The organism is Ruegeria sp. CH2, assembly GCF_056537065.1.
On the sequence record NZ_JBQFQV010000016.1, the window covers coordinates 1 to 12,605 of the forward strand.

A 12,605-nucleotide genomic window follows, 5' to 3' on the forward strand; every position below is an offset into this window, starting at 1 on the left:
GAACCGGCATCTCCCACCCGGCAAAATCAACCATCTTGCCGCCCAACTCAACGTGAAGCCCAAAAAGCGGCGTGCGTCTAATCTCGGTCATCTTGGATACCTTTTCGTATCTTTCGGTTTGGAACGCATTCCCGTCAGTCTGCCTCAAGTAGTCAATATTGCAACGATTCCGGTCAACTTGCGAACCGGCGCGCCGCCTGTGGGGCAAGTCTGTATACGGGCGTATGCATCCATTGCGTTCCTATAGGAAACTTTTTTCCGTTAGGCAACATTTGTCATTTGGCCTCTGCAAGGGTTTGCCGATCAAAGCTTTGAACGCGACGATAACACCAGGCAAGCCGACTGCAATGGCCTGAAAAAACGGTATTTTGCCTGCACCTTATCGCGCCTGTCCGTCAAGTGACTGCACTGCGAGATCCAGCACCCTCAGCCCGGCGACAAGATCGCTTTCGGCGGTATCTTCGGCAAAATCGTGGCTGATACCGTTGATTGAGGGCACGAACAGCATCGCAACGGGCATCAGGCGCGACACGTTTGTGGCATCGTGCAACGCGCCCGACGGCATCCTGCGCCATTTGCCGGGGGCCACCTGTTCGGCCCCATGTTCCAGCGCCGCGCGCAGCGTCTGATCCATCGTGACGGGTTCCAACCCGAGCAAAGGGCCGTAGGTCAGCACCAAGTCCTGTTCGCTGGCTATTTCCTGCGCTGTGGTACGGATAATCTCCTCCATCCGCGACAGCCGATCCGGATCGCCATCGCGCCACTGCATCGAGAACCGCGCCCGACCCGGCACGATGGACGACGCATTGGGGTGAAGATCGACCCGCCCGATGGTCCAGACGGTTTGTGGTGTCACCACGTTGCGAAACCGTTCGTTGAGGCGCGTGTTGAACAGTGACAACGCCTGAAACGCATCCTGGCGCAAATGCATCGGTGTGGTGCCCGCGTGATTCTGCTGCCCTTCGAAAGTGACTGACATGTCCCGGATGCCGACGATATCGGTCACGACGCCGATCTGCTCGTTCGCTGCGTCCAGTGAGGGGCCCTGTTCGATATGCATCTCGACAAAGCCGCTGAACCGCGCGGGATCGACAAAACCCTGCGACAGATCCGCCAAGGAAGATCGGGCCTCGCCAAAGCTGACGCCAGAACCGTCGGTCAACACATCGGCCTTGTCCAGCGGCAGACCGCCGGACCAGACCGCCGAGCCCGTGGTCACACCGAACCGGCCTTCTTCGTCCTGAAAACTGACGACCGAGATCGGCTGGTCGCTGGACCGCGCGATTTCCAGCGCGGCAATCACGCCGAGCGCACCGTCCAGCCAGCCGCCTTCGGGCTGGCTGTCGGAATGCGACCCCATGAGCAGAGAGCGGCCAGGCGCCAGCCCGAAGAGGTTGCCGACCGGGTCGAAAAGCGGTGTCAGACCCGCATCGGCCATACGGTCCGCCAGCCATTGGCGCGCCGCGATATCCGCTTGGGAATAGGCCGGGCGGATGACCCCTTTGCCCACACCTGAGGCACCGAATTCACGCAGCTTGTGCAGATCCTCCAGAAAACGCGTGTGGTCGACGGCCATGAATCCCTCCGGGCGTGGTTGGTCAGGGCGACCATAGCCAGAAACCGGACAGCTGCGAATGTTTTTCCGGTGAGATCAAGAAACCCCTCTGGTCCCGGCAGGGAACCTGCCCTAAGACTTCGGCGCAAGAGGGAGCGACATGTCACATATCACATTGGTGCGGCACGGGCAGGCAAACACGACGGCGCGCGACGAAGCAAGCTATGACAAGCTGAGCGATCTGGGCCATCAGCAGGCCCGCTGGCTGGGCGCGCATCTGCGTGACACCCGCAGCCACTATACACGCGTCTATTGTGGCACCCTGACCCGCCACACCGAGACGGTCACCAGCATGGGATTGGCTGATCCTGTCTGCGACGCACGGCTGAACGAGATCGAGTATTTTACCCTTGCACAGTTGTTCGAAGAACAGCACGGCGTCGAAATCCCGACCGATCGCGAGGGATTTGTCGAACACCTGCCCAAAACCTTCGCGGCCTGGGCCAGCGGAAAGATCGAGAACGCGCCGGAATCCTTCGACGCGTTTGAAGCCCGCGTCCGCGATGCATTGCACGAGATCGGGACCGAGGGCGGACCGGCCATCGTCGTGACCTCGGGCGGGTTGATCTCGATGGTGGTGCGGCAGGCGATGGGGTTGGACATCCCGTCGATGGCGCGGGTGGCCCTTGCCATCATGAACACGTCGATGCATCGTCTGCACCCGATTGGCGCACAGCTGAGCCCGGTCCTGTTCAATGCGGTGCCGCATCTGGAAGCACCCGACCGGCAGTTCGCGCAAACCCACCTCTAACCAGATCGGAGATCCCTGATGCAGCTTTATTATGCACCCCGAACCATCTCGGTCGCTGTTGCGATTGCTCTGGAAGAGGCCGGGCTGGACTATGAAGCAATCAAGCTGGACTTTGCCGATGGGGAACAGACAAAACCGGCCTACAAGCAGATCAATCCCAAGGGGCGCGTTCCGGCACTGGTGGTCGATGGCGGCATCCTGACCGAGACCGGCGCGTTGCTGGAATATATTGCGACCAAGGCACCCGAGGCCGAATTGGTGCCAGCTGATCCGGTCATGGCCGCCCGCATGCGCGAGGTGATGTTCTATCTGGCCTCGACCATGCATGTGAACCACGCCCACAAGCTGCGCGGGCATCGCTGGGCCGACAAGAAATCCAGCTGGAAAGACATGACGGACAAGGTGGCGCAAACGATGACCGCATCTTGCGACTATATCTCGTCAAACGGGTTGCGCGGGCCGTTTGTTCTGGGGGACGCGTTCTCTCTGGCCGATGCCTATCTTTATGTGGTTTGCAGCTGGCTGGAAGGCGACGGCGTCGATGTCTCGGCCTTTCCCAGGATCATCGCCTTCCGCGAGGCGATGGAGGCACGGCCTTCGGTTCAGGCGGTGCGCGCTGCCGGGATGCTCTGACAAAAGGAACTAAGATGACACATCTCTGGGTCAGGGCGGAACAGCGCCCGAACGAGGAACGGGTGGGGCTGACACCCGAAGGAGCCGCAGCACTGATCGCCGCAGGTATCCGCGTGACGGTTGAGGAAAGCTATGTCCGCGCCATTCCGATTGATGGCTACAAGGACGCTGGCTGTGCAATCGCGGCTGAGAATTCGTGGCCCGAGGCCCCGCTGGACGCGATCATCTTTGGCCTCAAGGAACTGCCCGAAGATGGCACCCCCCTGCCCCATCGCCACATCATGTTCGGCCATGCCTATAAGGGCCAGCATTCGGGTCGTGCGCTGCTGGAGCGGTTCAAGGCCGGGGGCGGCACGCTTTATGATCTGGAATATCTGGTGAGCGAAGATGGCCGCCGCGTTGCCGCCTTTGGTTACTGGGCCGGGTATGCCGGTGCTGCGGTAACGCTCAAGACGTGGGCGGCACAGCAACGGGGCGACGCATGCCCGCCGGTTGGAGTATATGCAGGCAAAGACGTTCTGAACGCTGAATTGCTGGCCGAGTTGGACGCCACCGGAGCCCCACGCCCCCGCGCCATCGTGATCGGTGCACTGGGTCGCGTGGGTACGGGGGCCGCAGACCTGTGCGACGCGATGGGCGTCGACGTCACCAAATGGGACATGGCGGAAACCGCCAGCGGCGGACCGTTTCCGGAAATTCTGGACCACGACCTGTTCCTGAACTGCATCTTCGCGCGCCCCGGAACCCCGGTCTTTGTTCCGCGTGAGGCGTTGACTGCCCCGCGCACCCTGACCGCTATCGGCGATGTCGCCTGCGACCCGGACAGTGATTACAACCCGGTGCCGGTCTATGACCGTGCAACCACATGGGACGCGCCCGCTTTGCGCGTGGCAACCGATCCGGTGATGGACGTGATGGCCATCGATAACCTGCCGTCGATGCTGCCGGTCGAAAGTTCGGAAGATTATGCGGCACAGCTTTTGCCGTCGCTTCTGACCCTGACCCATCTGGACAGCGGCGTCTGGGGTCGGGCAGAAGCGATTTACAAAACACATATCGAAGGGATCTGAGCGATGACGATTCACTGGTGTGGCACCGGCCTGTCGGCCATCCCCGGCCTGCGCCGTCTGATCGAAGGTGGCCACAAGGTCACCGTCTGGAACCGGACGATCGAAAAAGCCAAGGCCGAGGTCGGAGACCTGACCGACGACATACGGGCGTTCGACATCGACGCTCTGGGTGATGTGCTTGGAAAGGGCGACGTGATCGTGTCCATGTTGCCGGGCGACTGGCACGTACCACTGGCGGAACTGGCGATTGCCAAGCAGGCCAATTTCGTGTCGTCGTCTTACATCGCGCCCGAAATGCGCGCACTGGACGACAAGGCGCGCGAGGCCGGTGTGGCGCTGGTCAACGAAGTTGGTCTGGATCCGGGCATCGACCACCTGATGGCGCATGCGCTGGTCGATGACTATCGCGCCTCGGATGTGTTCGATCCGCAAAACCACCTGAGCTTTATTTCGTATTGCGGTGGCATTCCCAAAATCCCGAACCCGTTCCGCTACAAGTTCAGCTGGTCGCCGTTGGGTGTGCTCAAGGCGCTTCGGTCGCCTTCAAAGTCGATCCGAGACTATGCCCCGCTGGACGTTGCGCGCCCGTGGTATGCGATCAGCAGCTATATCGCGCCGCTGCCAACGCCGGAAAGTTTCGAGGTCTACCCCAACCGCGACTCGATCCCGTTCAAGGCGCAGTACCAGTTCGAGGATCACTGGCCGGTCAGGGAATTTGTCCGCGGCACCCTGCGCCTGAACGGCTGGGCGGATGCGTGGTCGGATGTGTTCCGTGAAATCGAAACCCTGTCGGGCCCGGAAGGGGATGCGCGTCTGAAAGAGATGTCCGACCAGTTCTGGAGCGAAAACGCCTATGATGAGGGTGAGCCCGACCGCGTTGTGCTGTGTGTTGGATTGAAAGCCGAGAAAGACGGCGTTCCTGTCTGGCACAAGACCTATGTCATGGACGCCTGGGGCGACGAGCGCGGTACAGCGATGGCGCGTTTGGTATCGATCCCGGTTTCACTTGCCGTCGAGGCCGTTATGAACCGCGCCATCCCGGCAGGTGTTCACGCAGCCCCAAGCGACCCAAAACTGGTACAAGGCTGGATGGCCGAGATCGACCGACTGGCCCAGCACTTACAGATCGTGGATCATACGGCCTGATCGCACCCAAAAAGCCATTCCAGAGTTTCTGGAATGGCTTTTTGAACAACATGATCGAGTGGGATCACAGGTTTTCAAACAGCGGGTGCGGAACTACCGATGTTGCCCTGCTCGCCACTTACCTGGGCCAGTTAACGGCGGGCAGGATTTGCCCGACGCAATCGCCAAAGCCGATCTGGAAGCCTTCGCCCTTGGCCGCACCGCGCAGGGTCAGGGTGTCTCCGTCTTCGATGAAAGTCCGGGTTTCGCCGGTATCGAGCGTGAAGGGCTCGCGACCAGCCCAGCTCATCTCCATCAGAGAACCGTATTCCGTCTTGGTTGGGCCTGAGATCGTGCCAGACCCCAGAAGGTCGCCCACATTCATCGCACAGCCGCCGATGGCGTGGTGGCAGAGCTGTTCGGCGGCCGAGTAATACATGCGGGAGTAGTTGGTTTCGCCAACGACGCTCGCCTTCTCGGCTCCATCAGGCTGCATCAGCACCTGAAGCTCAATGTCGTAAAGGCCGTCCTTTGAGCCGTCGAGGTAGGGCAGAAGCTTTCTCTCGCGTTCGGGCGTTGGCACACGGAACGTTTCCAACGCGGCGGCGGTCACGATCCAGGGGCTGATCGAGGTGCCAAACGCCTTGCCCTGAAACGGTCCAAGCGGCTGGTATTCCCAGCCTTGGATGTCACGCGCGGACCAGTCGTTCAGCAGCACATAGCCGAAGATCATGTCGTCGGCTTCATCCACGGTGATCGGCTGGCCTAACTCGGACGGTTTGCCAACAATGGCGCCCATTTCCAGCTCGATATCCAGACGCATCGAGGGGCCAAAGCTGGGCATCTCGGCGTCGGGCGCTTTGCGCTGACCGTTCGGGCGGTGAATCGGCGTACCCGAGATCACAACCGAGGACGCGCGACCATTATAACCGATCGGAATGTGCAGCCAGTTGGCCGGCAGTTCGGGCGAGCCGCGCAGGATCGCGCCCATGTTCGCGGCGTGCTGACGACCGGCATAAAAGTCGGTGTATTCGGACACAAGGAACGGCATGTGCAGCTCGGCATCGGCTTGGGCGACCAACAGAGGCTCAACAGTGTCACGTTCGGTCGAAGCCTCGCCCAGCAGCTGTTCCAGACGGGCGCGCAGGGCGGCCCATGCGTCCGATCCCTGCTCCATCAATTCATTCCAGAAGGGCACGTCGAAAACGGGTTCATCACCAATCTCGATCAGGCCAGCTTCTTCGGCAGCGTGCATATCAAGGATCATATCCCCGATGGCCACGCCACAGCGCGGTGCGCTGTCTGAGGTCGAAAACACACCATAAGGCAGGTTGTTCAGGGGAAAGGGGGTCTCGGCAGAGTTCGCGCTGTCCACCCATGACTTTTTCAGTTGGCTCATGTGATCCTCACTCGGCATCCGGCTGTACCTCGGGTCGCGCATCGGCGAAGGCGGACAGGGCCAGACAGGTTTCTTCGATTTCGGTCAGACGCGCAAAGGGCGTCATGTCCACACCCCAGCGATGCCCGTTGTAAAGCTGCGATACAAGGCAGATATCCGCAAGCGATGGCATGTCGCCAAAGGCAAAGCGGGTGCCTTGGGGCAGCATAGCCTGAAACGCGGTCAGACCTTCGTTCATCCAGTGGACCATCCAGTCCACACTTTCCGCTTTGCTGTGCCCCATCCCGTCCAAATGTTGAACAACGCGCAGGTTGTTCACCGGATGGATGTCCAGCGCAATCACATGCGCCGCCGCCATCACCTTGGCCCGCGCAATCGGGTCGTCCGGCAGAAGCGCCGGGTCGGGATAGGCGCGGTCAAGATAATCAAGGATAGCCAGAGATTGGGTCAACTTGGTGCCATCCTCAAGCTCTAACACAGGGACGCCCTTGCCGGGGTTCATCGCTTGATAGGCTGCGCTTCTTTGCTCGCCTTTCACCAGATTGACCGGGCAGCTTTCGAACGGCACACCCTTCAGGTTTAATGCAATACGCACCCGATAGGATGTGGTCGATCTCCAATAGGTATATAACTTAAGACCCATCATTTCTTACCCGGAGTCCCGTCGAACTTCTTCTCAAGGCTGTCCCAGCAGTCGCTCTGTCCGTCGTCAGGGTTTTTGGGACCAAAGGCTGCCTAAACTAGAGGAGGGTTTGGCTCATCTGGTTGGTTTGATTATGCGGCCTGTTTGCGATGATGCAAGCGCCGGGCTTCGAATGTGTTTTGTTTGATCCTTTCGCTTTTTTAGAGAATGGCTTTGTCTCGGCCGAAGTAGACGTCGGCGGGCGTGACGTTGTTGATACTCTCGTGGAAGCGCTGATGATTGTAGTGATCGACGAAGGCCGTGATCTGGGCTTCAAGATCACCGGGTAGGAAGTAGTTTTCCAGCAAGATGCGGTTCTTGAGGGTCTGGTGCCAGCGTTCGATCTTGCCTTGAGTCTGCGGATGATACGGCGCACCGCGAGAGTGCTTCATCCCTTTGTCCTGCAACCATTCAGCCAAGTCACCGGACACTTAACTTGAGCCGTTGTCGCTGAGCAGACGTGGCTTGTGAACGACATGAACTTGATCGCAACCCGAAGCCTGCAACGCCAGATCCAGAGTATCCGTCACATCCTGCGCCCGCATGTTCGTGCAAAGCTTCCAAGAGACGATATAGCGGCTGTAATCATCCAGAACCGTGCTGAGATAAAACCAGCCTCATCCCAGCACCTTGATGTAAGTGAAGTCCGTCTGCCAGAGTTGGTTGATGGCCGTCGTCTTATGCTGGAACTCATCTGCTGCCTTGAGCACGATGAACGCCGGGCTGGTGATCAGGTCATGCGCCTTGAGCGTGCGATAGACCGTGGATTCCGACACAAAATAGCGTTCCTGATCGGTGAAGGTCACCGCCAACTCGCGTGGCGACAGCTCTGTCTCCTTTAGCGCAAGATCCACAACCTTACGCTTCACGTCGGTGGGAACGCGGTTCCAGACGTGCTTTGGCTTGGGAGATTGATCCGCGAGACCAGCTTCGCCACGTTGCAGGTACCGGTCATACCAGCGGTAAAATGTGGTGCGGGGAATGCTCAGTTTGGCCAGTGTCCGACGCGCCGACAGATGACTTTCTTCCACCAGCCTAATGATCTCCAACTTCTCTGATGCGGCATACCTCATTCGTGGTCGTCCCCATCCCCGAGCATGCTTTTTTTGAGAAGACGCAGCTCAAGCGTCTGTTCAGCGACCACTTCCTTGAGGTCTTTTACCTCACGGCGCAACTCTTTGACCTCGTCCGTGTTCGCAGCCCGGGCTGTATCGCCAGCCAAGCGCTTCTTCCCGGCCTCCATGAAGTCCTTGGACCATTTGTAATACAGGCCCTGGGATATACCCTCGCGACGGCACAGCTCCGCGATACTGTCCTCGCCACGCAGCCCATCAAGCACGATCCTGATCTTCTCTTCGCTGGAATACTGCTTGCGTGTTGCCCGCTTGATATCTTTGACGATCTTCTCGCCAGGGCTCCTCGTTGTCTTTCTCATCGTCCACTCCTTGGTGGTTACGATGACCCAGAAACTCTCTCTTATCAAATTGGCCTAAATGGTCCCATATGCGCTGACGTTAGACACATGGCCCCGACGGTTGTAACGGGGGTTCACCCCACCGATCGGCTGGCAACGGATGAAGTGTTTGGCCCGGTTCTTGCAGTCATTCCCTTTGACACCGAAGAAGAGGCAATCAAAATTGCCAATGGAACCGATTACGGTCTGGCATCCGCAGTATGGACGTCGAACTTGTCGCGCGCCCATCGCATGATCCGGGCCATTCAGGCAGGGGTTGTCCATGTAAACACCTATGGAGGGGCCGACACAACGGTTCCATTGGGTGGCGTCAAGCAGTCTGGCAACGGTCATGACAAATCGCTGCACGCCTTTGACAAGTATTTCGAGCTGAAAACAGCTTGGATCAAACTTTGAACCTGAAAGGCGGCCTATGACCAATCGAACTATTCTTGTCGTTGGGACCTATGACACCAAAGATGATGAACTGAACTTCATCTCTGATGTGATCCGTGAACAGGGTGGATTGGTGAAAACCATGGACATCAGTGTGCTTGGCGACCCCAGTCACCCCACTGATTACTCCAAGCATCAGGTGGCAGAGGAGGGTGGCCACACAATACAGGAAGCCATTGATGGCGGTGACGAAAACCTTGCGATGCAGATCATGGCCAAAGGTGCAGCCCTGCTGGTTGCACGGCTGCACCATGAGGGCGTGTTCGATGGCGTTTTGGTTTTGGGCGGTTCAATGGGGACCGATCTGGCCCTTGATCTGTGCTGTGCCTTGCCCATTGGTGTACCTAAATACATCGTCTCAACTGTCTCTTTCTCGCCGATGATCCCGCCCGAGCGGCTGCCGGCAGACGTTCAGATGATCCTTTGGGCTGGTGGTCTTTACGGGCTTAACTCGGTCTGCGAAGCCTCTCTCCGTCAAGCCGCTGGCGCGGTTCTGGGGGCCGCACGCGCTGCCCGTCCGATGAAGAAAGACCGCCCTATAATCGGGATGACATCCTTCGGCAAAACAGTCTTGCGCTATATGGTGCACCTGAAGCCCGCCCTTGAGGCGCGCGGGTTTGAACTGGCCGTTTTCCATGCTACGGGCATGGGAGGGCGCGCATTTGAAAGCCTTGCTTCAAAAGGTGAATTCGCCGCCGTTTTGGACTTTGCACCGCAAGAAGTCGGCAACCACATGTTGGGATCAGCCATCAGCGCCGGCGAAGATCGCATGACCAATGCGGGCAAGGCTGGTGTGCCGCAGATTGTTTCGATTGGGTGTTATGATCTAGTCGATTTGGTAGGCTGGCATCCCGTTCCTCCAGCGTTGGCGGATCATGACCTTCATGACCACAACCGACTAATTACTGCGGTCAGCATGAGCGCCGAGCAAAGGCGCGAGATGGCACGCACCATGTGCGCAAAACTTTCTGAAGCAACCGGCCCGACTGTTCTGCTTGTGCCGCTCAGAGGCGGTAACGAATGGGACAGGGCCGGGGCGATTTTGGAAGATGCAGAGGGACTTGCAGGATTCATCGAAGAGCTGAGAAAAAACTGTCCGGAAAACGTAACACTTGTGGAAATTGACAGCCATATCAACGATGTCGAGTTTTCAGACAAGACCTTGGAGATTCTGGATACCTAGCGCTCTGATCATGTGATCTGATTGGGTTGCCCGACTATTCAACGTGAACGTCACAATCTGAACGAGCGCCCCAGCAAAAGCTGCGATATCCGCGCTCGGAGAGAGTTCGTTGTTTTGAAGGGTCGCGGCAAGATTTGCGTGAAACCGCTCTTCAACTTGCTCGACAAAGCTGCGCGCAATGTTACACGCCGCCCCAAACGCTGTTTTAGTCACACCGACAATTGAAAGGACCGCATGACTTTGCCTTGCCCGCCTGCCATTAGACTGGCGATTGCGCCGTCACGAACTTCCAGTTCAACCTGAATCAAACTGGGCGAAGGGGTTTCCATGAACATGCCCTGTTCAATCAGAAACCCGTGCTGACGGCGGTGACCCAGGTCGTGCAGGACACAGGCCAGCGGCCCTGCGGCCATTCCCGTCGCGGCCTCTTCATCAATGGCATATCGGGGGGCGAACATGCGTGCAGTAGCGTCGCGCCCGTCCGAGCATTGGGCCGTTGTGAACACATAATATCCTATCAGGTCCAGACGGTCGCTGATCGTTTTGATCTGCTCGAAATCGGGTTTGATCGAAGCCAGAGTTTCCCTGTCAGCTACTCCGATCACGACAAAACTGTTGCCGGTATTGACCAGAACGGGCGGCATTTCGTGATCCAGATTGCTCGGGGACAACCCCAAAGAGCCCAAAACGTCCTGCAAACTGACACCCTGAGAGGTCCAATCTTCTGGCGTTTCATATCTAGGGGCCAACTGTTCCATAAACGCGGCACCATCCTTGATCAGAATCCGGCGCGGGCCGTCCACAGTTTCTTTTGAAGTTTCAGGATCAGGAATACGGCCAAGTGCATCCAGATGGGAAAAAGCGGCAATGGTCGCATGGCCGCAATGCGCGATCCTGCGGTTCGGGGTGAAAAAGTCCAGTTTGAAACCCTCGGTCGCGGATTGCGAGACAAAAGCGGTTTCGGACAGGCCAACCTGTGACGCGATCTTCAGCATCTGCGCCTCGGTTAACCCGTCGGCATCCAGAACAACCCCAGCAGGGTTGCCCCCTAGCCCGTTGTCCACAAAACCGTGCACGATCTGGACAGTCACGTTTTGGCCGATGGCTTGGCTTACATTCACGGCATTTCTCCCATTTCCTGCGGGCGCTTTTGCCTTAGCGGAGTGATTGTGTCTTTGCCTGAGACATAGTGTGTTTCAATTGTTGGCAGAATAATATTAAGCTTGAATTTATTATTCACTATTTTGGAATAATTACATGGACAAGTTTCGCGCGCTTCTGGTCTTTTCGAAGGTGGCCGACCTGGGTGGCTTTGCTGCTGCTGCGCGCAACCTGAACATGTCGCCACCGGCTGTGACGCGCACCATTTCGATACTGGAGGGCGAGTTGGGCGTCCGTTTATTCGTAAGAACGACACGATCTGTCATGTTGACCGAGAGCGGGCGCAGATTTCTGGAAGATGCCAAGCGGATTCTCGTTGATCTGGAACAGGCAGAAAACGCTGCGGTCGGGACCTATGCGGAACCCAAAGGGTTGCTCAACCTCACTTCGTCTGTGTTGTTTGGCAGATTGTTCATCACACCAATTCTTGCTGATTTTCTGGGGCACTATCCCAAAATCGAGGCGCGAACGCTGTACGTGGACCGGATCGTGAATTTAATAGACGAAGGTGTGGATGTTGGCGTCAGGATAGGTCCGCTTGCGGATTCCAGCCTTATGGCGATGCGTTGCGGTTCTGTCAGACAGGTTGTTTTTGCAGCACCCGAATACCTTGAACAAGCAGGCGAACCCGAAAGCCCGGATGACCTGAACAGACATGTCCTGATCAATTCCCTAGCCCTGTCGCCGTCAGGCCAGTGGCAGTTTGACCACCTGGGCAACCCGAAGCTTGTGCGTGTTCATCCACGGATCAGCATGAATACCAACGATGCTGTAATCGAAATGGCACTTCGCGGTCAGGGTCTGGCCCGGCTTTTGTCCTATCAAGTCGCACCATATCTGGCGGACGGACGGCTAAAGGCAGTGTTATCTGATTTTGAACCGGCTCCTGCACCGGTTCACATCGTGCACCACGAAGGGCGGATGGTGTCCGCAAAGATTCGCGCATTTGTCGATTTTGCCGCAAGCCGCCTGAAACGTGAGGCAGCACTGGAATACTGAAGCGTCGAACTTCGACCTGCCACTCTTACTGCAGCTTGGGGAGGTTTCTGTGTCGGCAGGCGGCCGAGGGCGTCGCAC

Annotated in this window: 10 protein-coding genes and 2 pseudogenes; 7 read left to right on the plus strand and 5 right to left on the minus strand. The window is 57.9% G+C overall.

Translation table 11 applies throughout. From position 1 onward, the window contains the following. Positions 1–379: 379 nt before the first annotated feature. Entirely contained in the window at positions 380–1,576 is a 1,197-nt protein-coding gene (locus ACR0M9_RS17725) for a Zn-dependent hydrolase (RefSeq protein ID WP_480774247.1), read from the minus strand. Between the two features lie 139 nt (positions 1,577–1,715). Here ACR0M9_RS17725 and ACR0M9_RS17730 point away from each other — a divergent pair, with 139 nt between their 5' ends. The 4 genes from ACR0M9_RS17730 to ACR0M9_RS17745 are packed head-to-tail and all read left to right on the plus strand — an operon-like array spanning position 1,716 to position 5,215. Continuing rightward, complete coding sequence (locus ACR0M9_RS17730; RefSeq protein WP_480489466.1) at positions 1,716–2,366, plus strand: histidine phosphatase family protein; 651 nt, start codon at positions 1,716–1,718, stop codon at positions 2,364–2,366. Positions 2,367–2,384: 18 nt separating this feature from the next. Continuing rightward, positions 2,385–2,999 (plus strand): glutathione S-transferase family protein, encoded by a 615-nt coding sequence (locus tag ACR0M9_RS17735; protein ID WP_480489467.1) that lies wholly within the window; start codon positions 2,385–2,387, stop codon positions 2,997–2,999. 14 nt (positions 3,000–3,013) lie between these two features. Then, entirely contained in the window at positions 3,014–4,069 is a 1,056-nt protein-coding gene (locus ACR0M9_RS17740; protein WP_480774248.1) for a saccharopine dehydrogenase, read from the plus strand. A 3-nt stretch (positions 4,070–4,072) separates the two neighbouring features. Continuing rightward, positions 4,073–5,215: a saccharopine dehydrogenase family protein gene (locus tag ACR0M9_RS17745; RefSeq protein ID WP_480774249.1), complete on the plus strand. Its 1,143-nt coding sequence runs from the start codon at positions 4,073–4,075 to the stop codon at positions 5,213–5,215. 118 nt (positions 5,216–5,333) lie between these two features. Here ACR0M9_RS17745 and fahA read toward each other — a convergent pair whose 3' ends face one another. From fahA to ACR0M9_RS17760, 3 genes and pseudogenes are all read right to left on the minus strand, one after another. Then, a complete protein-coding gene (gene fahA, locus ACR0M9_RS17750; RefSeq protein WP_480774250.1) occupies positions 5,334–6,593 on the minus strand; it encodes a fumarylacetoacetase in 1,260 nt (419 codons plus the stop codon). A 7-nt stretch (positions 6,594–6,600) separates the two neighbouring features. Next, positions 6,601–7,236 (minus strand): maleylacetoacetate isomerase, encoded by a 636-nt coding sequence (maiA, locus tag ACR0M9_RS17755; RefSeq protein ID WP_480774251.1) that lies wholly within the window; start codon positions 7,234–7,236, stop codon positions 6,601–6,603. Positions 7,237–7,367: 131 nt separating this feature from the next. Further along, positions 7,368–8,710: pseudogene (locus tag ACR0M9_RS17760) on the minus strand (IS3 family transposase). A gap of 84 nt (positions 8,711–8,794) precedes the next feature. Between ACR0M9_RS17760 and ACR0M9_RS17765 the strand changes: the two are divergent. Further along, a pseudogene (locus ACR0M9_RS17765) lies at positions 8,795–9,145 on the plus strand (aldehyde dehydrogenase family protein); the annotation flags it as partial. 16 nt (positions 9,146–9,161) lie between these two features. Further along, on the plus strand, positions 9,162–10,367 hold the full coding sequence (locus ACR0M9_RS17770; protein WP_480547407.1) for a Tm-1-like ATP-binding domain-containing protein: 1,206 nt from the start codon (positions 9,162–9,164) through the stop codon (positions 10,365–10,367). A 209-nt stretch (positions 10,368–10,576) separates the two neighbouring features. Here ACR0M9_RS17770 and ACR0M9_RS17775 read toward each other — a convergent pair whose 3' ends face one another. Further along, positions 10,577–11,488, minus strand: a complete 912-nt coding sequence (locus tag ACR0M9_RS17775) for a PhzF family phenazine biosynthesis protein (protein WP_480774252.1) — start codon at positions 11,486–11,488, stop codon at positions 10,577–10,579. Positions 11,489–11,624: 136 nt separating this feature from the next. Here ACR0M9_RS17775 and ACR0M9_RS17780 point away from each other — a divergent pair, with 136 nt between their 5' ends. Then, positions 11,625–12,527, plus strand: coding sequence for a LysR family transcriptional regulator (locus ACR0M9_RS17780; protein WP_480774253.1), 903 nt, complete (start codon positions 11,625–11,627; stop codon positions 12,525–12,527). Positions 12,528–12,605: the final 78 nt, after the last annotated feature.

Excerpts from the sequence above, each read along its gene's own strand:
- ACR0M9_RS17730 (WP_480489466.1), top strand. The coding sequence starts at position 1,716 with ATGTCACATATCACATTGGTGCGGCACGGGCAGGCAAACACGACGGCG.
- ACR0M9_RS17770 (WP_480547407.1), top strand. The coding sequence starts at position 9,162 with ATGACCAATCGAACTATTCTTGTCGTTGGGACCTATGACACCAAAGAT.
- ACR0M9_RS17735 (WP_480489467.1), top strand. The coding sequence starts at position 2,385 with ATGCAGCTTTATTATGCACCCCGAACCATCTCGGTCGCTGTTGCGATT.
- ACR0M9_RS17745 (WP_480774249.1), top strand. The coding sequence starts at position 4,073 with ATGACGATTCACTGGTGTGGCACCGGCCTGTCGGCCATCCCCGGCCTG.
- fahA (WP_480774250.1), bottom strand. The coding sequence starts at position 6,593 with ATGAGCCAACTGAAAAAGTCATGGGTGGACAGCGCGAACTCTGCCGAG.
- ACR0M9_RS17780 (WP_480774253.1), top strand. The coding sequence starts at position 11,625 with ATGGACAAGTTTCGCGCGCTTCTGGTCTTTTCGAAGGTGGCCGACCTG.
- ACR0M9_RS17725 (WP_480774247.1), bottom strand. The coding sequence starts at position 1,576 with ATGGCCGTCGACCACACGCGTTTTCTGGAGGATCTGCACAAGCTGCGT.
- maiA (WP_480774251.1), bottom strand. The coding sequence starts at position 7,236 with ATGGGTCTTAAGTTATATACCTATTGGAGATCGACCACATCCTATCGG.
- ACR0M9_RS17740 (WP_480774248.1), top strand. The coding sequence starts at position 3,014 with ATGACACATCTCTGGGTCAGGGCGGAACAGCGCCCGAACGAGGAACGG.